This is a genomic window from Streptomyces rishiriensis (assembly GCF_003112535.1).
Lineage (GTDB): Bacteria > Actinomycetota > Actinomycetes > Streptomycetales > Streptomycetaceae > Streptomyces > Streptomyces rishiriensis.
In genome coordinates this window covers 489,978-510,736 of record NZ_BEWA01000005.1, presented here as the reverse complement: position 1 = coordinate 510,736, position 20,759 = coordinate 489,978, and the positions used below count along the sequence as shown (strand labels likewise).

Below are 20,759 nucleotides of genomic sequence, written 5' to 3'. Positions count from 1 at the left end.
CAGGGCGGGCGGCAGCGCGCGATGTCGCGTACAGGTACGCGTGCGGGTACGGGGAGGCTCGCCCATGGGCGGACGCTCACACCTTTCATGACGTCGTCGGGGGCCGCGCGGTGGTCCACACAGCCCCCCAAGGGTAAAGGATCGGCAAAGGGGATCTGGTGGGCCCCCGATCAGTCGGCGAGCGGCTTCACCCAGCGCCGCCACTTCTCCTCGGGCGCGTACCCCGCCGCGCGCCAGGCATGATGCGCCGTCTCGTTGCGGGTGAGCACCATCGCGTCCCCGCGACGGCCGCCCAGCCGCACGAACCGCTCCTCCGCGGCCGCCAGCAGCGCCGAGCCGACGCCCCGGCGGCGCCGCCGCGGGTGCACCGCCAGCCGGTACAGATGGCACCGCCACCCGTCGAACCCGGCGATCACCGTGCCGACCAGCTCACCGCCCTGCTCGGCCAGGATCAGCGCCTGCGGGTCGCGGGCGACCAGCCGCTCCACCCCGCTGCGGTCGTCGCTGATGCTCGTGCCCTCGGCGGCCGTCTTCCAGAAGGCCAGCACGGTGTCCAGGTCCTCGGGTGTCGCGGCCCGTATCCGCAGATCAGACATGCGCCGATCCCATCACGGGCGGGCCGCCCGGACACGGAATTCCGCCATCCGGACAGCCCCCGGCCACGGGCGGGGCTCCTCCTCAGTCGTGCGCGATCGCGGCCAGCACGTTCAGCCGGGACGCGCGCAGCGCGGGCAGCAGCGCCGCGACGACGCCGACGACCGCCGACCCCACCACGACCGCCACGATGGTTCCCCACGGGACGGCCAGGGCCTTCATGCCCTGCAACGCCAGCACCTGCTGGATGCACACGCCCCACACCAGGCCGAGCGCCAGCCCCAGCACCGCGCCGAACACGGCGATCACCACCGACTCCAGGCGGATCATCCGGCGCAACTGCCGCCGGCCCAGCCCGATGGCGCGCAGCAGCCCGATCTCCCGGGTCCGCTCCACCACCGACAGGGCCAGCGTGTTGACGACGCCGAGCACCGCGATGACGATCGCCAGCCCGAGCAGCGCGTACACCAGGTAGAGCAGCACGGCGATCTGGTCGTGGACGAGCTTCTTGTAGTCGGCCTGGTCACGGACCTGCACCTGCGGGTACGCGTCGAGGGTCCTCTCCAGCCGCGGACGCAGCCCGCCTACATCGGCGCCGGAGCGCGCGTTGACGTAGAGCGCGGTGTCCTGCCCGCCGGGCACGTACTTCTCGACGGTGGCGATCCCGAAGAACAGCCCGCCCTGGGTGCCGAACCCGTCGGCCGCGTCCTGGTCGGTGAGCGCGCCCACCTTCAGCGACGCCGTCCGGTCGCCGGGGAACTCCACCGGGAGCACGCTGCCGAGCCGCACCCCGTGGTCGCGGGCGAAGTTCACGTCCATGCCCATGGCGCCGTCGGCCAGGGCGGCCGCGGTGCCGCCCTCGGCGTAGGTGACGTGCGCGACGTCGTCGACCCGGTCGTCGTAGCCGGTGGCGGTCGTCTCCACACGCCTGCCGTCCGGCAGCCGCACCGCGATCGGCGCGAACCGCTGCCGTACGACCAGGCCGACGCCCTCGGTGTGCCGCACCGCGTCGGTGACCTCCGCGGAGAACGGGGTGAAGTTGGCGTTCTGGACGACGTAGTCGGCGCCCAGGGTCTTGTCGATCTGCTGGTCGAACGACTTGGACATGGAGGCGCTCGCCACCGACATCCCGCCCACCAGGGCGAGGCCCACCATCAGCGCGGCCGCCGTGGCGCCCGTCCGGCGCGGGTTGCGCAGGGCGTTGCGCTGGCTCATCCGGCCGACGGACCCGAACAGCGCGGGGAAGGCGCCGCCCAGGACCCTGATCACCGGCCGCACCAGGAGCGGTCCCGCGATGACGGTGGCGATCAGGGTGAGCACCACGCCCAGGCCCAGCAGGGACGCCGCCGACGCCGTCCTCGAGGAGGTCGCGCAGCCGACGAGCGCCGCCGTGCCGAGCGCCCCGACGACCGCGCCCACCACGGCGCGCACCTTCAGCGGCCGGCCCACTCCCGCGACGTCGGCGTCGGCGAGGGCCGCCATCGGCGACACGGTCGCCGCGCGCCGGGCGGGCAGGTACGCCGCCACGAAGGTGACGCCGACGCCGACGACGTACGACGACACCGGGGTCGGCCAGCCGACGACCATCTCCGTGGCCTTCAGGTTCATGCCGAAGGCGGTCATCAGCTTGATCAGCCCGACCGCGAGGCCGATGCCGGCGGCCAGCCCCAGCGTGGAGCCGACCAGGCCCAGCAGCACCGCCTCGGTGAGCACCGAGCGGCGCACCTGGCGGCGGTCGGCGCCCAGCGCGCGCAGCAGACCCAGCTCCCGGGTGCGCTGCGCGATCAGCATCGAGAACGTGTTGACGATCAGGAACACGCCGACGAGGACCGCGATACCGGCGAAGCCGAGCATCACGTACTTGATGACGTCGAGGAAGCTGCCCAGCGCCTCCGCCGACGACTTCGCCTGCTCGTCGGCCGTCTTCACCTCGTAGGGTCCCGCGCCGACCGCGGCGGCGACGCGCTTCTTGAGCACCGCGTCGTCCACCCCCGGGGCCGCGTCGACGGAGATGCTCGTGGCCTTGTCCGCCGCGCCCAGAAGCTTCGCGGCGGCCGTCTCGGGGGCCAGGTAGACCAGGGCCGCGCCGGGGTTGGTGGTGGTGAAGGTGGCGATGCCGACGACCTCGACCCTGAACGAGCCCGGCTGGGCCATCACGGTGAGCGTGTCGCCGATCGCCACGTGCTTGCGGTCGGCGGTGCCCGCGTCCAGCATGGCCTGGCCCGCGCCCCGCGGGGCGTGCCCCGAGGTCAGCTTCACCGGGCTGCGGTGGGTGACGAACCAGTCCGTGGCGATGGTCGGCGCGCCCGTGGTCGGTCCCACGGACTTGTTCCGGGCGTCGACGACCGTGATGTTCTGCACGCTCACGTCCGCGTGGGCGGAGGCGACTCCGGGCACGCCGGCCAGCCGTTTCGCGAGCGAGGCCGGCACGGTCTGCACCGCGCCGGTCGGCACGGAGGACGTCAGGTCCTCCTTCGGCTGCACCGTGACGTCCGCGGACGTCGACGCGAAGAGCCGGTCGAAGGTGCGGGTCACCGTGTCGGAGAAGATCAGGCTGCCCGCGACGAACGCCACCGACAGGACGACGGCCAGCGCGGACAGCAGCAGCCGTCCCTTGTGCGCGAGGAAGCTCCTGAGCGTGGCCTTCAGCACCGGATCACTTCTCCCCGGAGCCGGCGCCGACGGTGCTGGGCCCGCCGTCCCCGCCCTCGCCGGCGAACTGCGCGCGGATCACGTCGAACCGTTTCATCCGCTCGAGGACCGCCTCGGCCGTGGGCCGCTGCATCTCGTCCACGATCCGCCCGTCGGCGAGGAAGAGCACGAGGTCGGAGTGGGCCGCGGCGCCCGGGTCGTGGGTGACCATGACGACGGTCTGGCCCAGGGTGTCGACGGCCTCGCGCAGGAAGGAGAGGACCTCCAGCCCGGCCCGCGAGTCCAGGTTGCCGGTCGGTTCGTCGGCGAAGATCAGCTCGGGGCGGGAGGCGAGCGCGCGGGCGCAGGCCACGCGCTGCTGCTGACCGCCCGACAGCTGCGAGGGCCGGTGCTTCAGCCGGTCCCGCAGGCCCAGCGTGTCGATGACCTGGTCCAGCCACTTCTGGTCGGGCTTCTGGCCCGCGATGTCCATCGGCAGGGTGATGTTCTCCGCCGCGTTCAGCGTCGGGATCAGGTTGAAGGACTGGAACATGAACCCGATCCGGTCCCGTCGCAGCCGGGTCAGCTCCCGGTCCTTCAGACCCGTGATCTCGGTGTCGCCCAGCCACACCTGACCGGCCGAGACGGTGTCCAGCCCCGCCAGGCAGTGCATCAGCGTGGACTTCCCGGACCCGGACGGCCCCATGACCGCGGTGAAGCGGCCGCGCGCGATGTCCACGTCGACGGCGTCCAGCGCGAGCACCGTGGTCTCGCCGGAGCCGTACGCCTTGGTCAGAGCACGGGCGCGGGCCGCGATCCCGTCGGCCGCGGCCAGGCCGGGGACGTGCTCCGCAGCAGGTGTGGACAAGGCTGCCTCCTCGCTCGGTGGACGTGCCGACTACGAAACGACGACTGTGCCTGGCCGAGCGTAGTGTGACCCGGCGCACAGCCGGAATCCCTTTTCGACCACCGGCCGCCCTTGCCGCTGCTAGCACATCGGCGCTAGCTTCGAGGTATGGCGAAGACCCAGCTGAACGTACGCGTGGACGAGGGCACGGCCCAGGTCGCCCGCGAGCGCGCCACGGCTCGCGGCATGAGCGTCAACCGCTACATAGAAGAGCTGGTCAGACAGGACGCCGGGGAGATCGGCCACACGTTCGTCGAGGCCGCCAGCGACTTCATGAAGCAGTACGAGACACTCTTCGCCGAGGAGTTCGGCGCGGAACGCGAGGGCGAGACACGCGAGGCCGCCACGCGCGAAGGTCGCCGCTGATCCCTTGAGCGATCTCCGTATCGACCTCGCCTGGCTCCTCATGCTCGCCGAACAGAAGACGCCGGGCGACCCCCAGGTCACCGACTGGGGCGCGCTGGTCGCGGCCGTGGCACGCCATCAGGCCGAGATATTCGACGTCCCCGTCTACGACGACGCGCACGCGCGCGCCGCCGCCCTGCTGCAACTCCTCATCCATGTACCGGCGTTGGAGCGCTCCAACGCCCTGTTCGCGTGCGCGGTCGCCTACGCCTACCTCGTGGCCAGCGGGCTGAAGGTCGCGACGTCGCCCGAACAGGTCCGCGACCTCGCCCGCTTGGTCAAGAGCGGAGAGGCGTCGGTGACCGAGATCGCGGGCGAGCTGCGCCGATGGAGCCTGTAGCTCCCTCTCCCGTTCGCCTCCCGCCTCACCCCGGCTCCGGAGGGCGCCAGGCGGCGCCCGTCACGCAGTAGGAGAACGGCAGCCGCGGACCGCGCTCCGGCAGCGTCGTGCGGCGGTACGGGCCCAGTTCGAACCCGGCGTCGCGCAGCGCGCCGACGGTGTCACGGGTGAGCCGGCAGCCGCCGGCCAGGTGCGGCCACACCGTGCGGTCCAGTGCCCGTTGGGCGAAAAGCATCGTCGGACCGCCGCCGGGCCCGTGCTCGAGGAACCGCACCTCGCCGCCGGGCCGCAGCACCCGCCGCAGCTCGGCCAGGGCGCGCCCCACGTCCCGCACGCTGCACAGCACCAACGAGAGCACCGCCGCGTCGAACGCCTCGCTCTTGACCGGCAGCGCCTCCGCGACCCCCGGCACCACGTCCACGGGCACCTCGGCCCGCAGCGCGGCCTCCAGCGCCCACCGGCGCAACCGCCGCTCGGGTTCGATCGCCACGACCTCGCAGACGGCGGCCGGATAGTGCGCGAAGTTCAGCCCGCTGCCCGCGCCGATCTCGACGACCCGGCCGGACAGCCCGGCGAGCAGCCGGTCGCGCACGCCGGCGAGGCCCGCCCGGGTCTCCGCGGCCGCGCCCAGCCGGGCGTAGCAACGGGAGAACAACGGATGGCGGACGACGTCGCCGCGCGCCCTGCCGGATCCGGATCCGCGTCCCGGACCGAGGCCGGAGCCGGAGCCGGAGCCGAAACCGGAGCCGGAGCCGGAGCCGGAGCCGGAGTCGGAGCCGGAGCTGGAGTCGTGGGGTCGTGACGGCATGGCGACCTCCGGGGCGGGGCGGCGAAGGGCCTACCGGGATTCTCCCCCGTACGGGCCCGTCGCACCCCCCCGGTGCGAGCGGCCGTGCCGGTGCGCCGCTCGCACCGGGGGATGCGCCTCACCGGATGAAGTCGCGCACCTTCTCGTACACGCCGTGGTCGTTGTTCATGGCGTCGTGCGAGATGCACCCGACGCCGACATTGGTCGCTCCGCTCAGCAGCGCCGAGGAGTCCGGATCGATCGCCGCGTCGCAGTTCGACCAGTACGCCGCGTAGTTCACGCTGCCCGGCGTCTCGTCACCGGAGTTGAGCGCCGTGAGGAACGAGCTGCCGGTCACCATCTGGGCGCAGGAGGTGTACAGCCAGCTGCACAACGAGGCCACCGAGGTGCCGTGGTTGGTGCCCGCGACGGAGACGAAGTCGTCCACGAACGCCGTCCCGCCGAGGTTCTTGAGGTAGTAGCGGGAGCTCAGCGCCCCCATCGAGTGCACGACGAGGTCGACCTTGCTCGCGCCGGTCCGTGCCAGCACCTTCTTGATCTCGGTGTTCAGCTGGGCGGCGGTGGTGGCGTTGGACTGGGTCCAGGTGTACGTCCACGCGTCCAGCTCGGCGGCCGTGTAGCCGTCGGCCTCGAAGTCGGCGACCCAGTCGTCCCAGCTGCTGGAGTCGCTGCTGAGACCGTGGACGAAGACGATCGGGTCGTGGGCCGCCGCGTGGGCTGTGGGGGCGGAGAACGACAGTGACAGAAGGAGCGAAGAGGCCGCGGCCGTGAGGACCGCGGCGATGCGACGCTTGTGGCGCTGCATGGTGCCTCCTGAAACGGGTGGGGTTGCCAGGAGTGTCCGTGGGGGTCTACGCGCGCCGCATCGGTGAAGTCGCCGGTCTTTACGGTTCAAGTAACTCGCCAGTAACGTCAGTTGGGTGGTGACCCCGGTGAACCCCCCACCTCTCGGCGGCACTTCGTCACCGGCGCTCGCGGGCGCCGGTCCGCGCCCGGTCGCCGCGCTGCCCGAAGGCGTCCGGGTCCGTGTGCTGCGCCTGGTGCACGGCGACCCGCGGGCCGCCGTCGAAGCGGCGGGCCGGCTGACCGAGCGGCAGGCGGCCGGCCTCGACCCGCTGCCGGCCGAACCCGTCGACCTCGCCCCCGAGCGGCTGGCCGCCCACCGCCGGGAGGTGCGGGCGCTGCCCGACGACACCCGCCTGGTGCTGCTGCTGGCCGCGGCCGACCAGTACCCGGTGGCCACCCACGCCTTCCTGCGGGCCGTCGCGGCCGTGCGCCTCGACACCCGCCCGCTGGAGGCCGCCGAGGCGGCGGGCGTCGCGTACGCCACGGCCGGCGGGGTCGGCTTCCGTGACGCCTGGACCCGGATCGCCGCCTACGAGACGGCCTCCCCGGCCGACCGGCGTGACGTCCACCGGCTGCTCGCCCGCGTCCTGCACGGGCCGGCCGAGGCGCCCCGGCGCGCCTGGCACCGGGGCGCGGGCGCGCTCGGCCCGAGCGGTCGGCTCGCCGCGGAACTGGCGGCGGGCGCCGCCCGGGCCCGGTCCGCCGGTGACCCGGCGCTCGCCTGCGCCCTCGCCGAACGCGCCGCCGCGCTCTGCACCGACCCCCGCGAACGGCCCCGTCTGCTCGCCCGCGCGGCGCACGATGCCTGGCTCGCCGGCGAGAGCGACCGGGCCCGCACCCTGGCCGCCCGCACGGACGCCGACGCCGTCACCGGCGTCCTCGCCCTGCGCACGGGCCACGCGGGGGAGGCCTTCGACGCCCTGCTGGCCGGAGCCTCCCGAGCCGCCGGCCCCCGCCCCGCACCGGCCGCCCCCCACCCGGCCCTCGCCGCCCCGACGGTGAACGAGCCCCAGCCCGCGCCGCGCACAGAGGACGCGGCGAGTGGCCCGGAAGGGGCAGAGAGCGCGGAGAGCCTGGCGAGCGGGGGCGTCGGGGCCGCCGGGTCGGGGGTGGCGGATGGCGGGGGCGTCGTCGGCGGGACGACCGCTTTCGACGGGGCGCGGGGAGCGGCCGGCCCCCGGGACGGGCGAGCGGGCTCGGGCGGCCGGGTGGAGCCGGGAGTTCGGGCGTCCGGGCCGCGGGTCCCGGCGCGGATCGTCGAGGACGGCGGGAGGCGAGCCGACGGCGGTGGTCCCGCCGTCCGGGCCGCCGTCGCTCCGGGCGAGTCCGCCGTACATCTCCTGGCGCGGGCCGCCGAGGCCGCCGTCTACACGGGTGATCTGCGTCGATGCCGCGAAGCGGTGCTGGCGGCGCGGGAGTCGGGCATCGACCCGCCCGGTGTGCTGGGCGGGCTCGCGGCGGCCGTCGACGGGCGGTACGAGGACGCGCGCGACCTGCTGGAGGCGACCGCCGGCCGGTGCGGGCCGGGCGGCGATCCCACTCTGCTCGTCCACGCGGGCATCGCCGCCCTGATGCTCGGCGACCACACCCGGGCCGCCACCGCCGCCGTCCGGGCGGCGGCCGCCGCCCGCGCCCGGGGCGTCACCGTCCACGTGTCCCAGGCCATGGAGTTCCGTGCCTACGCCGACTTCTGGACCGGCCGCCCGCACGCCGCCGAGGCCGCCGCGCTGGACGCCCTGCGTCAGGCGTACGCCACCGGACAGGACAACGGCGCCTGTCATCTGCAGGCGGCTCTCGCGATGTTCGCCGCCCTCACCGGCGACGCCGAGCTGTGCCGGGAGCGGGCCGCGGCCGCCCGCTCGTACGCCCTCGCGCACGGTCTGGGCCTGCCCGCCGGGCTGGCGCAGTGGGCCCTCGCCTTCCTCGACCTCGCCAACGGCCGCTACGACGCCACCGCCGCCCGGCTGCGTGCCCTCGCCGCCTCCGGCCCCGGCCACGGTCACCGGGCCGTCCGCCACCTCGCCACCCCGCACTACGTGGAGGCGGCCGCCCGCACCGGCGACACCCGCGTCGCGCGCGCCGCGCACGCCGACTACGACCGCTGGGCCCGCGCCGTGGGCAGCCCCGACGACCTGGCCCTCAGCGCCAGGTGCCGGGCCCTGCTCACCCCCGGCGCGGACGCCCTCCCGCACTACGCCACGGCCCTCGACCTGCACGCGGACGGCGACCGCGCCTTCGAACGCGCCCGCACGGAACTGCTGTTCGGCAGCGCGCTTCGCAGACTGCGTCGCCGCACGGAGGCGCGCGACCGGCTGCACAGCGCCCTGCAGGCGTTCGAGTCCTTCCACGCCCCGCACTGCGCGGAGGGCGCCCGCGCCGAACTGCGCGCCCTGGGCGCCCCTGCCGCCTCGACGCGCGCGGGCGCCCGCGAGACCCACCTGACCGCGCAGCAACTGCTCATCGCCCGCATGGCCGCCGACGGCGCCACCAACCGCGAGATCGCCGCCCGGCTGGCCCTCAGCCCACGCACCATCGACCATCATCTGCGCGGCGTCTTCACCCGGCTGGGCATCCGGTCCCGCATCGACCTGGTGCGCCTGCTGGCGGACTCGGACGACGGCTAGGAGCCTCGCAAGGCCGACCCCGCGGGGGGGAAACCCGGGGAAACCCCGGCTCCGCACCAGGCCGACGATCTGACGAAGCGGGGCCCGTCGCGACGGGCCCCGCTCGCCGTCGTTCGCGTGGGTGCGGCGACCGACGCGCCGAGTTCACGCGACAGGCCGTCCCCGCGGCAGGACGCCGACGTTCAGACCGGCTTTCAGACCGCCGGACCTGAGGGCGGACGCGGCCCTTCGCGCGCCTTCCTCCGGACCGGCCGGGCGGCGCCCGTGCGTCCTTCTAGGACGCCGAGCCCGTCCGCTTCCGGAAGGCCTCCGCCTCCCACGTCCCGTCCAGCCGCGGCGCCAGCCAACCGCGCGCCGCGCCGCGGAAGTCGGCGGGAGCCAGCGCGCCGGACCCCGCGGGCAGCGCCCCCAGCAGCGGGGCGCCGGCCACCTCCGGCAGGTCCGTGACGTTGCAACGAGTCGCCAGATCAGGGGCGTCGGGCCAGCTGCCGATGACCACCCCCAGCAACTCCAGCTCCCGGGAACGTAGTTCACGGGCCGTCAGTTCCGTCGTGTTCAGCGTGCCCAGGCCGGCCGAGGCCACGACCAGCACCGGAGCCCGCAGCGACTGCGCCGCGTCGGCCAGCGTGCCGCCCGCCTCGTCGAACCGCACGAGCAGCCCGCCCGCTCCCTCGACGAGCACCAGGTCGTGCTCCGCGGCCAGCTTCTGCGCCGCCTCCGCCACGTCCTGCGGCCGCACCGGCGGCAGTCCCGCCCGCCGCGCCGCCGTGCCCGGCGCCAACGGCTCGGGGTAGCGGGCGATTTCGGCCGTGGTGAGCGGTCCCACGAGCCGCGCGACCTCGTCGGCGTCCCCGCGCTCGTCGGGCCGTACACCGGTCTGGGCGGCCTTCAGCACGGCCACCGACCGGCCCGCCGCCAGCGCGCAGGCGGCGACCGCGGCGGTCGTGACGGTCTTTCCGACCTCCGTGCCCGTCCCCGTGATCACCAGGATCGGCATGTTCATCCCTCCCGCGCCGCGGCGCACACCGCGCGCGCGATCCGTGCCACGTCCACGTCACCGGTGACGTACGGGGGCATCGTGTAGATCAGGTCGCGGAACGGCCGCAGCCAGACGCCCTCGCGCACGGCGGCGTCCGTGGCGGCCTTCATGTCCACGGCGTGATCGAGCTGGACGACGCCGACGGCGCCGAGGACCCGTACGTCGCTCACCCCCGCGAGCTCCCGCGCCGGCGCGAGCCCGTCGCGCAGCCCGGTCTCGATCCGCTTGACCTCCGCGAGCCAGTCCTGGCCGAGCAGCAGCTCGATCGAGGCGCAGGCGACGGCCGCGGCCAGCGGATTTCCCATGAACGTCGGCCCGTGCGCCAGCACCGGCACCTCGCCCCGCGAGATCCCCTCGGCCACCCGGGAGGTGCACAGGGCCGCAGCCATCGTCAGATAGCCGCCGGTCAGGGCCTTGCCGACACACATCACGTCCGGCGTCACGGCGGCGTGCCCCGCCGCGAACAGCGCGCCCGTGCGGCCGAAGCCGGTGGCGATCTCGTCGAACACCAGCAGCACGCCGTGCGCGTCGCACGCCTCGCGCAGGACCCGCAGATACCCGGGGGAGTGGAAGCGCATCCCGCCCGCGCCCTGCACGACCGGCTCCACGACGACCGCGGCCAGTTCGTCGGCGTGCCGCTCGATCGCCGCGCGCAGGGTCTCGGCGTACGCCTCGCCGTACTCGGCCGGCGGCGCGTCGACGAAGACCTGCCGGGGGAGCAGGCCGGTCCACAGGTCGTGCATCCCCCCGTCGGGGTCGCACACGGACATCGGCTGCCAGGTGTCGCCGTGATAGCCGCCGCGCCAGGTCAGCAGCCGCTGCTTGCCCGGCCGGCCCAGCGAACGCCAGTACTGCAGGCACATCTTCACCGCGACCTCGACCGACACCGAGCCCGAGTCGGCGAGGAAGACGTGCTCCAGACCGTCGGGCGACATGTCGACAAGGAGTTTCGCCAGCCGCACGGCGGGCTCATGGGTGAGCCCGCCGAACATCACATGACTCATCCGCCCCAGCTGCTCGCGCACGGCCTCGTTGAGCACCGGGTGGTTGTAGCCGTGGATCGCCGACCACCAGGACGCCATGCCGTCGACCAGTTCGCCGGAGCCGTCCGCCATCCGCAGCCGGACCCCGCTCGCCGACTCGACGACGAGCGGATCGACCCGACCGGGCATCGGACCGTACGGGTGCCACACATGCCGCCGGTCGAGGTCCAGCAGCTCGGGCACGCCGAGCGGCGACCGCTCAGGCATTGGGCGCGAGATCGGTGCCGGCGCCTCGGCGGCGCACGGCGACCAGATCGGTACGAGCCTCGCCCGCCGCCGACGCGGCGAGAGGCGCGGCGGAGGCAGCCGCGGCGGCCGGAGCCGAGCCGCAGACGCCGCCGCCCTCGTGCGAGCCGCACCCGGAGCCCTCGTGCGCGCCGCACCCGGCGGACTCCTGCGCGCCGCAGCCGCCGTCGTGGGATCCGCAGCCCGCGCCCGCCGTCGCCGCCCGGTGCTCGGGCAGCGTGACCTGCTCCGCTCCCTCCACCTCGAACCCGGCGTCCGCGATCATCTCCAGGTCGGCCCTGCCGGCCTGGCCTTCGGTGGTGAGGTAGTCGCCGAGGAAGATCGAGTTGGCCAGGTTCAGGGCGAGCGGCTGCATGGTGCGCAGGTGCACCTCGCGGCCGCCCGCGATGCGCACCTCGACGTCCGGGCACACGAACCGGACCATGGCCAGGATCCGCAGACAGCGCTGCGGGGTGAGGTTCCACTCCTTGGCCAGCGGGGTGCCCTCCACCGGGATGAGGAAGTTGACCGGGACCGAGTCCGGGTCCAGCTCCCGCAGCGAGTAGACGACGTCCACGAGGTCCTCGTCCGACTCGCCCATGCCGGCGATCAGACCCGAGCAGGCCGACAGGCCGGCCGCGTGGGCCTTGGTGACCGTGTCCACCCGGTCGGCGTAGGTGTGGGTGGTCGTGATGTCCCCGTACGTCGACTCGGACGTGTTGAGGTTGTGGTTGTAGGCGTCGGCGCCCGCCTCGCGCAGCCGCTCGGCCTGGCCGTCGGAGAGCAGACCCAGACAGGCGCACACCTCGACGCCCTCGTTCTGCTCCTTGATGGCCTTGATGGTGCCGGCCACCCGGTCGACGTCGCGGTCGGTCGGGCCGCGTCCGGACGCCACCAGGCAGACGCGCTTGGCGCCGCCCGCGAGGCCGGCCGCCGCGGCCTTGGAGGCCTCGTCGGGCTTGAGCCAGGTGTACTTCAGGATCCCGGCGGTGGAGCCGAGCCGCTGCGAACAGTAGGAGCAGTCCTCGGGGCACAGGCCCGACTTCAGGTTGACCAGGTAGTTGAGCTTCACGCGACGCCCGAACCAGTGGCGGCGCACCTTCCCGGCCGCGGCCACCACGTCCAGCACGTCGTCGTCGGAGGTGGCCAGGACGGCCAGAGCTTCCTCGCGGGTCGGCAGCTCGCGCCGAAGCCCCTTGTCCACCAGCGTGTTCAGCAGGTCCATGAGAGCCGATCCTGTCCTACGGACCCGCTCCGGGCCAAGGTAGGGATCGCACAACACACCCGGTTCGACGTGTGGGTATTGCCACACCGAAGTCGGCGATCGCTGCCGCTAGTGTCTGTCCGCTACCTACAAAAGCCCCGGAGGACCCATGGCGTTCGGCTGGATCGACGAACAGGCGGAGCTGCGCCGCCGGGCCGGACTCGTGCGGACCCTGCGGGCCCGCCCGGCCGACTCGCCGCTCGTGGACCTCGCGAGCAACGACTACCTGGGTCTGGCCCGTCATCCCGAGGTCGTGGCGGGCGCCGCGGCGGCGGCCCGGACCTGGGGCGGCGGCGCCACCGGCTCCCGGCTCGTCACCGGCACCACCGAGCTGCACGCCGAACTGGAGCGGGAGCTCGCGGAGCACTGCGGCTTCGAGGCGGCCCTCGTCTTCTCCTCCGGGTACGCGGCCAACCTCGCCGCGGTGACCGCGCTGGCGCCGCACGGCTCGCTGATCGTCTCCGACGCGGGCAACCACGCCTCGCTCATCGACGGCTGCCGGCTGGCCCGCGGCGCCGTCCAGGTCGTCGCGCACGCCGACCCGGAGGCCGTCCGCAAGGCCCTCGGCACCCACGACGGGCCGGCCGTGGCCGTCTCCGACACGGTCTTCTCGGTCGACGGCGACGCCGCCCCGCTGGCCGCTCTGGCGGCCGCCTGCCGCGAGCACGGCGCGGGACTGGTGGTGGACGACGCCCATGGGCTCGGCGTGCTCGGGGACGGCGGACAGGGCGCGCCGTTCGCGGCGGGTCTGGCGGGCGCGGACGACGTGGTCGTCACGGTCACGCTGTCCAAGTCCCTCGGCAGCCAGGGAGGCGCCGTGCTGGGGCCCGCGCGGGTGATCGAGCACCTGGTGAACGCGGCCCGCACGTTCATCTTCGACACGGGCCTGGCCCCGGCCGCGGCGGGCGCGGCGCTGGCCGCCCTGCGACTGCTGCGGCGGGAGCCGGAGCGCGCCGGGCGTGCACGTGCGGTGGCGGGCGAGCTGTACGCACGCCTGACGGCCGCGGGTCTGGAGGCGGTACGCCCCGACGCCGCGGTCGTCTCCGTGCGTGCGCCGTCCCCGGAGCAGGCCCTGCGGTGGGCGGCGGACTGCCGGTCGGCAGGTCTGGCCGTCGGGTGCTTCCGTCCTCCCTCCGTGCCCGACGGCATCTCACGCATCAGGCTGACCGCCCGGGCGGACCTCTCCGGGGCGGAGCTGGAACACGCTGTCCGGGTGATCGGCGAGACACGGCCATGAGCCGGCGTGACACGGCCGTGGGTCGGCGTGACACGGCCGTGGGTCGCCGCCGACGGGTGGCCGACTACGTTGTCGCGTTCAGCGCAAAGCAGTCGTGAAGCCCGTCCAGCTCTCGGGGGAGAAGAGCAGGGCGGGTCCGGCCGGGTCCTTGGAGTCGCGTACGGCGAGCAGCCCGGCCCAGGGGCCGCTGGCCGGCCGGGCCGTCTCCACGCAGTTGTTGGCTCCCGTGCTGTAGCTGCTGCGCAGCCACCGCACCTTCGGGAGGAGGTCGGAATCGGTACTGGAAGGTACGTTCCGCGGAACTGCGGACATGGTGCCTCCTTACGCGCCGTCGGCTATCGCGGCGATGTAATCAGATGAGTCCTCGGGCGAAAGGGCGTGCGTCCCAAGGGCGTTGAAGGCCTCGGTGTAGGCCTGGAGGTCTTCTTTCCGTTCGAGATAGAGGCTACTCGTCAAGTGGTCGAGAACGACCACATCCAGATCAGAAGTGCGCGAAAATGAGAAGATAACGAAAGGGCCGGTTACCCCGATATGCGCTCCGGCCGAGAACGGCAGAACCTGCAACCGCACCTGGGGCAGCCGGGCGGCCTCCACGAGCCGGCCGAGCTGGCGGGCCATCACCTCTGGGCCGCCGACCTCCCGCCGCAGCACCGCCTCGTCCAGCACCGCGTCGAGCTCCAGCGGCGGCTGCGCCCGCAGCACGTCCTGTCGGGCCATCCGCACCTCCACCAGGGTGTCGAGCTGCTCCTCCTCGGCCCCCTCCACGGCCGCGCTGGTCACCGCACGCGCGTACTCGGGCGTCTGCAGCAGACCCGGCACCACGCTCGTCTCCAGCGTGCGCATCGCGCTCGCCTGCGCCTCCAGGCTGATGAAGTCCCGGTACGCGGGCGGCAGCACCCCGCGGTAGGCGTGCCACCAGTGGTCCCGGCCACCGCCGTCGCCCGCGCCCGCGAGGGCCAGCATCAGATCCCGCAGGCGCTGATCGGTCACGCCGTAGACGTCGAGGAGTAACCGCACATCGGCCGGTTTTGATCCGCTGATGCCGGTCTCGATGCGGCTCACCTTGGACTGGTGCCAGCCCACGAGGCGGGCAGCCTCACCACTGGTGAGGCCGGCCTGGGCGCGTAGGGTGCGCAGTTCCGCGCCCAGTTTCCGGCGGCGCACTGCGGGTCCGTGCTGCACAGGCTCCTCCTTACTCCTCACGGGCCGACCGAATACGCCCTGCCGTCGCAGAGTTCACCGCATCGGGCGACAGATATATGCATATCTTGATGGATCGCCACCCGTGACCGACGCGGTAATGGCAGTCTGGCGACGAGCACCAGTCCGGGACCGTACTCGAACCACACGCACCGTGTCGGACTCCGGTCCCGTGGGAAAGGGACGACGTCGCCATGGCAGATCACCTGGAAGCATCCGTCACTCTGCCGAGCGATCCCGCCTCGGTCTCCACGGCCCGCGGATTCGTCGTCGACACCCTCGCCGAATGGGGTCTGCCGGCGGACACGGAGGCGGCCGACACCGTCCGGCTGATCGTCTCGGAACTCGCCACCAACGCCGTACAGCACACCTTCGGGCAGTCACCCACCTTCACGGTGGGTCTCGTCCTCGACCGTGACGAACACCTGCGCATCGGTGTCACCGACAGTCATCCGCGCTTCCCCAAACGACTGCCGGCCGCCGTCCAGCAGGACAACGGCCGAGGCATGGTGATCATTCGCTGGCTGACCGCGGAGTGCGGCGGCAAGCTCGCAGTGCGGCCCACCCGGGAGGGCGGCAAGACGGTCACCGTCGAGCTGCCGTGGGCCGTTCCGGCGGCGGAGCCGGTGGCCGGAGCGCTGGCGGCCCCGGCGGAGGGCGAGATCCCGGGGCGATGACGGCGCGTGAGGACGTCGTGCGCCGCCCCGGGAGGCTCGGTGGACCGGCGGCTCAGCGCACCCGGCCGTACCAGACGCTCTTGGTCCAGATCTTCTGCAGCTTCACCACGTCGCCGGTCTTCGGCGAGTGCCAGATCTTGCCCGCACCCGCGTAGATCCCGACGTGGTACACGTTCGACCCCGAGTGGAAGAAGACCAGGTCGCCCGCCTTGCGGCTGGACGCCGAGACGTGCTTGGTCTTGTTGTACTGCTGGGCCGCCGTACGCGGCAGGCTCTTGCCGGCCTTCTTGTACGAGTACAGCGTGAGCCCCGAGCAGTCGAACCTCTTCGGCCCGGTGGCCCCGTACCGGTACGGGGCGCCCTTCTTGGAGGCCGCGATCTGGAGCGCCTTCGCCGCCGGTGTGGCGGCCGCGGCGTCGGAGGCGAGCCCCGGGACCACGATCGAGCCGCCCACGGCGGCGATGGCGAACGCCGAGGCCGTACCGGCTCGGGCCATGAGCGACGGGACACGATTGAGCGCAGTCATGCGCAACCCTTCGTCAGCCGCCTGTGAAGGATGACCTGTCGGATTCGGGCTGGCGAAGTTGCCCGGCCGCGGATGCGGCTTCACCCCAAGGGCTGCTCGGCCCGACGGCTCCTCGCGGAGCCGACCGTGCCGGCGACCCGTCGTGCTTGGGTCCTCCACTCCTGCCGATGCACTTCTGTCGACCGGTCATCCGAGCGGCGGCAGGACTCGGCGTCCGCCCGGACCGCCCCGCCTCTTGTGGCGGGGGCTTGTCGTCAGTCAGGGATCTTGGCTCACCGATGTCCGAAAATCCCAATGGAACCGGGGATTTGTGGGGTTACTCACCACTCACCCGTTCGGGTGAACACTCTGATGGGTGATCAGGTGTCGGGCCGCCTCAGAGCCTCCCACCAGCCACGACGCCCCCCGTTCCGCTCGCTGAGCGTCCTTTTGCGCAACTTTTCGGTGTCCGGGGGAACGGTAGACGCTCTGCCGAACGGGGGTACGCCTTCTGGGCCGTTTCGTCTCCGGTCCGGTCGTCACGCACACACCACGAGCCGTCCGGACCGGAGGTGCCTCGGAGTCAACTCTCGGCGAGCGGGGGCAGCGTGACGCGCGCCGTGCGGCGCTCCCCGTCCAGGACGCGCAGCGCCCGCGCGAGCGTCGGCGCGTGCAGTTCGCTCTCGCCCCGCTGGTGCATCAGCGTCAGCGCGTCGCGCAGCGCCGTCGCCTTGGCCACCAGCGCCTGCGCGGCGCGCAGTCCGCGATAGGTGTCGCCGTGGTGGGCGGGGTTGATGCGGCCGAGCAGATCCACGACGTCCAGGTAACCGTCGATCAACTCGGCCTCGGCGCGTGTCAGGGCGGGCAGCGGAGGCAGCTCGGGCACCATCGGCGGCTCACCCCCGGCCCTGGGAGCCGGCGGACGCCTTGCGGCTGGGGACGATCCCGTCCACCAGGCCGTATCCCACGGCCTCCTGGGCGGTCAGGAACAGATCCCGCTCGATGTCCGCGGCGACCTGCTCCGGCGCCCGTCCGGTGTGCCGCACGAGCATCCCCTCCAGAGCGGCCCGGGTGCGCGCCAGCTCCTCGGCCTGGACGGCGAGGTCGCTCGCCTGTCCCTCGACGGGCCCGGGCAGCGCCGGCTGGCGGACGGTCATCCGCGCCCCCGGCAGGGCGAACCGCTTGCCCGGCGCGCCCGCCGCCAGCAGCACCGCGGCGGTCGAGTCCGCCCGGCCCAGGCAGGTCGTGGAGACGTCGCAGGTGACGAAGCGGATCGTGTCGTAGAGGGCCGTCATCGCGCTGAACGAGCCGCCGGGGGAGTTGATGTACAGCGCGATGTCCCGGTCCGGGTCCTTGTGCTCCAGGTACATGAACTGCGCTGTCACGTCGTTGGCCGAGACGTCGTCGATCGGCGTCCCCAGGAAGACGATCCGTTCCTCCAGCAGCTTCGCGTACGGATCCAGCGTCCGGGGACCGGCGCTCGTGCGTTCGGTGAACTCGGGCAGGACGTGACGAGCGGACGGTCGGGCGGACGGTCGGTGCATGGTGCCCCTCCTTGTGCGTCTGGCGCATCTGTAAAAAATGTACAGGACGTACGTGACGTTAGAATGGAGGTATGGCCTACGAGATTCCGGTGACGCAAGCCAGGGCTGAACTCGCCGACCTGATCAACCGCGTGGTGTACGGCGGAGAGCGCGTGGTCGTGACCCGGCACGGCAAACCCCTCGTCGCCCTCGTCTCCGCCGCCGACCTGGAGCGACTCGACGAACTCGACCAGCCGGCGGAGCAGCCGGTGATCAGTTCGGTCACCGCCGTGCGCGAGGTCGCCTCCGCTCCCCGCGAACAGCACCGGTTCGGCGTCACGGCGGAGTACCGGGGACCGGGCCCGTCATGACCGAGCCCTCCTGACCGCGCCCCGGCCCGCCGTATACCGGGGGACGGACGATCACAGCTTGGTTAACTTGCTCGAAATGCGGTCCCACTAGCCTGCCGATCCACGCCACCAGGGGCTTTCTCCCCGTGGCCGCGGCAACCGGGCCCCGCACGGTCCGGAGCGAGGATGAGGTGGGACGTGCAACTGACCCCGCACGAGCAGGAGAGGCTGCTGATCCACGTGGCGGCCGACGTCGCCGGGAAACGGCGTGACCGCGGTCTGAGGCTCAACCACCCCGAGGCGGTGGCCCTGATCACGTCGCACATCCTGGAGGGCGCGCGCGACGGCCGCACCGTCGCCGAGCTCATGTCCTCCGGTCGCAAGCTGCTGACCCGCGACGACGTCATGGAGGGCATCCCCGAGATGATCCACGACGTCCAGGTCGAGGCCACGTTCCCGGACGGCACCAAGCTCGTCACCGTCCACGACCCGATCGTCTGACGGGGGAGGCCGCCGTGATTCCCGGAGAGATCCTCTTCGCCGAGGACGCGATCGTCTACAACGAGGGCCGGGAGGTCACCCGGCTCACCGTCCTCAACGCCGCCGACCGGCCGGTCCAGGTCGGCTCCCACTACCACTTCGCCGAGGCCAACCCCGGTCTGGAGTTCGACCGTGCGGCCGCCCGCGGCAAGCGGCTGAACGTCGCCGCCGGCACCGCCGTGCGCTTCGAGCCCGGGATCCCCGTCGACGTCGAACTCGTCGCCCTCGGCGGGGCCCGTGTCGTGCCCGGGCTGCGCGGGGAGACCGGAGGCGCACTCGATGCCTGAGATCTCACGTCCCGCCTACGCCGACCTGTTCGGCCCCACGACCGGCGACCGCATCCGGCTCGCCGACACCGACCTGCTGATCGAGATCGAGGAGGACCGCTGCGGCGGCCCCGGGCTCGCCGGCGAGGAGGCGGTGTTCGGCGGCGGCAAGGTCGTCCGCGAGTCGATGGGCCAGTCCCGCGCCACGCGCGCGGAGGGCACGCCCGACACCGTCGTCACGGGAGCGGTCGTCGTCGACCACTGGGGAGTGGTGAAGGCCGACGTCGGCATCCGCGACGGGCGGATCACCGGCATCGGCAAGGCCGGCAACCCCGACACGATGGACGGGGTCCACCCGGACCTGGTGATCGGTCCGGAGACCGAGATCATCGCCGGCAACGGACGGATCCTGACGGCCGGCGCGGTCGACGCGCACGTCCACTTCATCTGCCCCCAGATCGCCGACGAGGCGCTGTCCTCCGGCGTCACCACCCTGGTCGGCGGCGGCACCGGACCCGCCGAGGGTTCGAAGGCGACCACCGTGACCCCCGGTCCGTGGCACCTCGCCCGGATGCTGGAGGCGATGGAGCAGTACCCGCTGAACATCGGCTTCCTCGGCAAGGGCAACACCGTCTCGCAGGACGCCATGCTGTCCCAGATCCGGGGCGGGGCGCTGGGCCTGAAGCTGCACGAGGACTGGGGCTCGACCCCGGCCGTCATCGACGCCTCGCTGACCGTCGCCGACCGGACCGGCATCCAGGTGGCCATCCACACGGACACCCTCAACGAGGCCGGGTTCGTGGGCGACACGCTCGCCGCGATCGCCGGACGCGGCATCCACGCCTACCACACGGAGGGCGCCGGGGGCGGGCACGCGCCCGACATCATGACCGTCGTCTCCGAGTCGTACGTGCTGCCCAGCTCGACGAATCCGACGCGCCCCTACACGGTGAACACCGCCGAGGAACACCTCGACATGCTGATGGTGTGTCATCACCTCAACCCGGCGGTCCCCGAGGACCTGGCGTTCGCCGAGTCCCGGATCCGGCCCTCCACGATCGGGGCCGAGGACGTCCTGCACGACCTCGGGGCCATCTCGATCATCTCCTCCGACGCCCAGGCCATGGGCCGGGTCGGCGAGGTGATACTGCGGACCTGGCAGACGGCGCACGTGATGAAGCGCCGCAGGGGCGCGCTGCCGGGCGACGGCCGCGCCGACAACCACCGCGTTCGGCGCTATGTCGCCAAGTACACGATCAACCCGGCGCTCGCCCAGGGCCTGGCCCGCGAGATCGGCTCCGTCGAGAGCGGCAAGCTCGCCGACCTGGTGCTGTGGGAGCCGGCGTTCTTCGGCGTCAAGCCGCAGCTGGTCCTCAAGGGCGGCCAGATCGCCTACGCGCAGATGGGCGACGCCAACGCCTCCATCCCGACCCCGCAGCCGATCCTGCCGCGTCCGATGTTCGGCGCGATCGGCCGGGCCCCGGCGTCGAACTCGTTCAACTTCGTGGCGCCTCTGGCGATCGAGGACGGCCTGCCGGAACGGCTGCAGCTCGGCAAGAAGTTCGTCGCCATCGACTCCACGCGCGGGGTGACCAAGGCGGACATGCGGGAGAACGACGCCCGCCCGCGCGTCCGGGTCGACCCCGACAGCTTCGCCGTGCACATCGACGGCGAGCTCGTCGAGGCGACTCCGGCCGCCGAACTTCCCATGGCCCAGCGTTACTTCCTGTTCTGA

At 73.0% G+C, this 20,759-nt stretch carries 22 protein-coding genes; 9 read left to right on the top strand and 13 right to left on the bottom strand.

Annotated elements, in window-relative coordinates; all coding sequences use genetic code 11:
- Positions 1-170: 170 nt before the first annotated feature.
- The 3 genes from Sri02f_RS10875 to Sri02f_RS10865 all read right to left on the bottom strand — a co-directional run bounded on the left by Sri02f_RS10875 (position 171) and on the right by Sri02f_RS10865 (position 4,093).
- Positions 171-596 carry a GNAT family N-acetyltransferase gene (locus tag Sri02f_RS10875; protein ID WP_109000883.1) on the bottom strand — a complete coding sequence of 142 codons (426 nt, stop codon included), beginning with the start codon at positions 594-596 and terminating at the stop codon, positions 171-173.
- Positions 597-678: 82 nt separating this feature from the next.
- Entirely contained in the window at positions 679-3,246 is a 2,568-nt protein-coding gene (locus Sri02f_RS10870) for an ABC transporter permease (protein ID WP_109000882.1), read from the bottom strand.
- A gap of 4 nt (positions 3,247-3,250) precedes the next feature.
- Positions 3,251-4,093 carry an ABC transporter ATP-binding protein gene (locus Sri02f_RS10865; RefSeq protein WP_109000881.1) on the bottom strand — a complete coding sequence of 281 codons (843 nt, stop codon included), beginning with the start codon at positions 4,091-4,093 and terminating at the stop codon, positions 3,251-3,253.
- Positions 4,094-4,240: 147 nt separating this feature from the next.
- Between Sri02f_RS10865 and Sri02f_RS10860 the strand changes: the two genes are divergently transcribed.
- Positions 4,241-4,498 carry a toxin-antitoxin system HicB family antitoxin gene (locus Sri02f_RS10860; protein WP_109000880.1) on the top strand — a complete coding sequence of 86 codons (258 nt, stop codon included), beginning with the start codon at positions 4,241-4,243 and terminating at the stop codon, positions 4,496-4,498.
- 4 nt (positions 4,499-4,502) lie between these two features.
- Positions 4,503-4,877, top strand: a complete 375-nt coding sequence (locus Sri02f_RS10855; RefSeq protein WP_109000879.1) for a fic family toxin-antitoxin system, toxin component — start codon at positions 4,503-4,505, stop codon at positions 4,875-4,877.
- A gap of 25 nt (positions 4,878-4,902) precedes the next feature.
- Here Sri02f_RS10855 and Sri02f_RS10850 read toward each other — a convergent pair whose 3' ends face one another.
- Positions 4,903-5,685: a class I SAM-dependent methyltransferase gene (locus tag Sri02f_RS10850; RefSeq protein ID WP_109000878.1), complete on the bottom strand. Its 783-nt coding sequence runs from the start codon at positions 5,683-5,685 to the stop codon at positions 4,903-4,905.
- Positions 5,686-5,803: 118 nt separating this feature from the next.
- Positions 5,804-6,490, bottom strand: a complete 687-nt coding sequence (locus Sri02f_RS10845; protein WP_109000877.1) for an esterase/lipase family protein — start codon at positions 6,488-6,490, stop codon at positions 5,804-5,806.
- A gap of 118 nt (positions 6,491-6,608) precedes the next feature.
- Between Sri02f_RS10845 and Sri02f_RS10840 the strand changes: the two genes are divergently transcribed.
- Positions 6,609-9,155 (top strand): helix-turn-helix transcriptional regulator, encoded by a 2,547-nt coding sequence (locus tag Sri02f_RS10840; protein ID WP_245970597.1) that lies wholly within the window; start codon positions 6,609-6,611, stop codon positions 9,153-9,155.
- 274 nt (positions 9,156-9,429) lie between these two features.
- On the opposite strand, the gene bioD is transcribed toward Sri02f_RS10840, so the two are convergent.
- Genes bioD through bioB form a run of 3 tightly spaced genes read right to left on the bottom strand, consistent with a single transcriptional unit; the run spans position 9,430 to position 12,687 of the window.
- The gene (gene bioD / locus Sri02f_RS10835) at positions 9,430-10,152 is read right to left on the bottom strand and encodes a dethiobiotin synthase (protein WP_109001026.1); all 723 of its coding nucleotides are present in this window, start codon (positions 10,150-10,152) and stop codon (positions 9,430-9,432) included.
- A 2-nt stretch (positions 10,153-10,154) separates the two neighbouring features.
- Complete coding sequence (locus Sri02f_RS10830) at positions 10,155-11,444, bottom strand: adenosylmethionine--8-amino-7-oxononanoate transaminase (RefSeq protein ID WP_109000876.1); 1,290 nt, start codon at positions 11,442-11,444, stop codon at positions 10,155-10,157.
- Positions 11,437-12,687, bottom strand: coding sequence for a biotin synthase BioB (gene bioB / locus Sri02f_RS10825; RefSeq protein WP_109000875.1), 1,251 nt, complete (start codon positions 12,685-12,687; stop codon positions 11,437-11,439). Before bioB ends, Sri02f_RS10830 begins: the two co-directional genes overlap by 8 nt.
- Before the next feature lie 148 nt (positions 12,688-12,835).
- Between bioB and Sri02f_RS10820 the strand changes: the two genes are divergently transcribed.
- Positions 12,836-13,963: an 8-amino-7-oxononanoate synthase gene (locus tag Sri02f_RS10820; RefSeq protein WP_109000874.1), complete on the top strand. Its 1,128-nt coding sequence runs from the start codon at positions 12,836-12,838 to the stop codon at positions 13,961-13,963.
- Positions 13,964-14,041: 78 nt separating this feature from the next.
- Here Sri02f_RS10820 and Sri02f_RS10815 read toward each other — a convergent pair whose 3' ends face one another.
- Together Sri02f_RS10815 and Sri02f_RS10810 are read right to left on the bottom strand one after the other, a co-directional pair.
- Positions 14,042-14,275, bottom strand: a complete 234-nt coding sequence (locus Sri02f_RS10815) for a DUF397 domain-containing protein (protein ID WP_109000873.1) — start codon at positions 14,273-14,275, stop codon at positions 14,042-14,044.
- A gap of 9 nt (positions 14,276-14,284) precedes the next feature.
- Positions 14,285-15,145 (bottom strand): helix-turn-helix domain-containing protein, encoded by an 861-nt coding sequence (locus Sri02f_RS10810; protein WP_109000872.1) that lies wholly within the window; start codon positions 15,143-15,145, stop codon positions 14,285-14,287.
- A 212-nt stretch (positions 15,146-15,357) separates the two neighbouring features.
- Between Sri02f_RS10810 and Sri02f_RS10805 the strand changes: the two genes are divergently transcribed.
- A complete protein-coding gene (locus tag Sri02f_RS10805; protein ID WP_109000871.1) occupies positions 15,358-15,840 on the top strand; it encodes an ATP-binding protein in 483 nt (160 codons plus the stop codon).
- A gap of 52 nt (positions 15,841-15,892) precedes the next feature.
- On the opposite strand, the gene Sri02f_RS10800 is transcribed toward Sri02f_RS10805, so the two are convergent.
- From Sri02f_RS10800 to Sri02f_RS10790, 3 genes are all read right to left on the bottom strand, one after another.
- Positions 15,893-16,366: a C40 family peptidase gene (locus Sri02f_RS10800; RefSeq protein WP_109000870.1), complete on the bottom strand. Its 474-nt coding sequence runs from the start codon at positions 16,364-16,366 to the stop codon at positions 15,893-15,895.
- Between the two features lie 562 nt (positions 16,367-16,928).
- The gene (locus Sri02f_RS10795; RefSeq protein WP_109000869.1) at positions 16,929-17,234 is read right to left on the bottom strand and encodes a hypothetical protein; all 306 of its coding nucleotides are present in this window, start codon (positions 17,232-17,234) and stop codon (positions 16,929-16,931) included.
- Between the two features lie 7 nt (positions 17,235-17,241).
- A complete protein-coding gene (locus Sri02f_RS10790) occupies positions 17,242-17,889 on the bottom strand; it encodes an ATP-dependent Clp protease proteolytic subunit (protein WP_109000868.1) in 648 nt (215 codons plus the stop codon).
- Between the two features lie 71 nt (positions 17,890-17,960).
- On the opposite strand from Sri02f_RS10790, the gene Sri02f_RS10785 reads away from it, so the two are divergent.
- The 4 genes from Sri02f_RS10785 (at position 17,961) to Sri02f_RS10770 (ending at position 20,759) form a co-directional block, all read left to right on the top strand.
- Entirely contained in the window at positions 17,961-18,239 is a 279-nt protein-coding gene (locus Sri02f_RS10785; protein ID WP_109000867.1) for a type II toxin-antitoxin system Phd/YefM family antitoxin, read from the top strand.
- Positions 18,240-18,416: 177 nt separating this feature from the next.
- Positions 18,417-18,719: an urease subunit gamma gene (locus Sri02f_RS10780; protein ID WP_109001025.1), complete on the top strand. Its 303-nt coding sequence runs from the start codon at positions 18,417-18,419 to the stop codon at positions 18,717-18,719.
- A gap of 14 nt (positions 18,720-18,733) precedes the next feature.
- Positions 18,734-19,045, top strand: coding sequence for an urease subunit beta (locus Sri02f_RS10775; protein ID WP_109000866.1), 312 nt, complete (start codon positions 18,734-18,736; stop codon positions 19,043-19,045).
- The gene (locus Sri02f_RS10770) at positions 19,038-20,759 is read left to right on the top strand and encodes an urease subunit alpha (protein ID WP_109000865.1); all 1,722 of its coding nucleotides are present in this window, start codon (positions 19,038-19,040) and stop codon (positions 20,757-20,759) included. Before Sri02f_RS10775 ends, Sri02f_RS10770 begins: the two co-directional genes overlap by 8 nt.

What these genes read in the sequence shown, in the direction of transcription:
- Sri02f_RS10860 (WP_109000880.1), top strand. Translation starts at nt 4,241, where the DNA reads ATGGCGAAGACCCAGCTGAACGTACGCGTGGACGAGGGCACGGCCCAG.
- Sri02f_RS10795 (WP_109000869.1), bottom strand. Translation starts at nt 17,234, where the DNA reads ATGGTGCCCGAGCTGCCTCCGCTGCCCGCCCTGACACGCGCCGAGGCC.
- Sri02f_RS10770 (WP_109000865.1), top strand. Translation starts at nt 19,038, where the DNA reads ATGCCTGAGATCTCACGTCCCGCCTACGCCGACCTGTTCGGCCCCACG.
- Sri02f_RS10845 (WP_109000877.1), bottom strand. Translation starts at nt 6,490, where the DNA reads ATGCAGCGCCACAAGCGTCGCATCGCCGCGGTCCTCACGGCCGCGGCC.
- Sri02f_RS10800 (WP_109000870.1), bottom strand. Translation starts at nt 16,366, where the DNA reads ATGACTGCGCTCAATCGTGTCCCGTCGCTCATGGCCCGAGCCGGTACG.
- Sri02f_RS10830 (WP_109000876.1), bottom strand. Translation starts at nt 11,444, where the DNA reads ATGCCTGAGCGGTCGCCGCTCGGCGTGCCCGAGCTGCTGGACCTCGAC.
- Sri02f_RS10875 (WP_109000883.1), bottom strand. Translation starts at nt 596, where the DNA reads ATGTCTGATCTGCGGATACGGGCCGCGACACCCGAGGACCTGGACACC.
- Sri02f_RS10815 (WP_109000873.1), bottom strand. Translation starts at nt 14,275, where the DNA reads ATGTCCGCAGTTCCGCGGAACGTACCTTCCAGTACCGATTCCGACCTC.
- Sri02f_RS10785 (WP_109000867.1), top strand. Translation starts at nt 17,961, where the DNA reads ATGGCCTACGAGATTCCGGTGACGCAAGCCAGGGCTGAACTCGCCGAC.
- bioD (WP_109001026.1), bottom strand. Translation starts at nt 10,152, where the DNA reads ATGCCGATCCTGGTGATCACGGGGACGGGCACGGAGGTCGGAAAGACC.
- Sri02f_RS10790 (WP_109000868.1), bottom strand. Translation starts at nt 17,889, where the DNA reads ATGCACCGACCGTCCGCCCGACCGTCCGCTCGTCACGTCCTGCCCGAG.
- Sri02f_RS10805 (WP_109000871.1), top strand. Translation starts at nt 15,358, where the DNA reads ATGGCAGATCACCTGGAAGCATCCGTCACTCTGCCGAGCGATCCCGCC.
- Sri02f_RS10820 (WP_109000874.1), top strand. Translation starts at nt 12,836, where the DNA reads ATGGCGTTCGGCTGGATCGACGAACAGGCGGAGCTGCGCCGCCGGGCC.
- bioB (WP_109000875.1), bottom strand. Translation starts at nt 12,687, where the DNA reads ATGGACCTGCTGAACACGCTGGTGGACAAGGGGCTTCGGCGCGAGCTG.
- Sri02f_RS10850 (WP_109000878.1), bottom strand. Translation starts at nt 5,685, where the DNA reads ATGCCGTCACGACCCCACGACTCCAGCTCCGGCTCCGACTCCGGCTCC.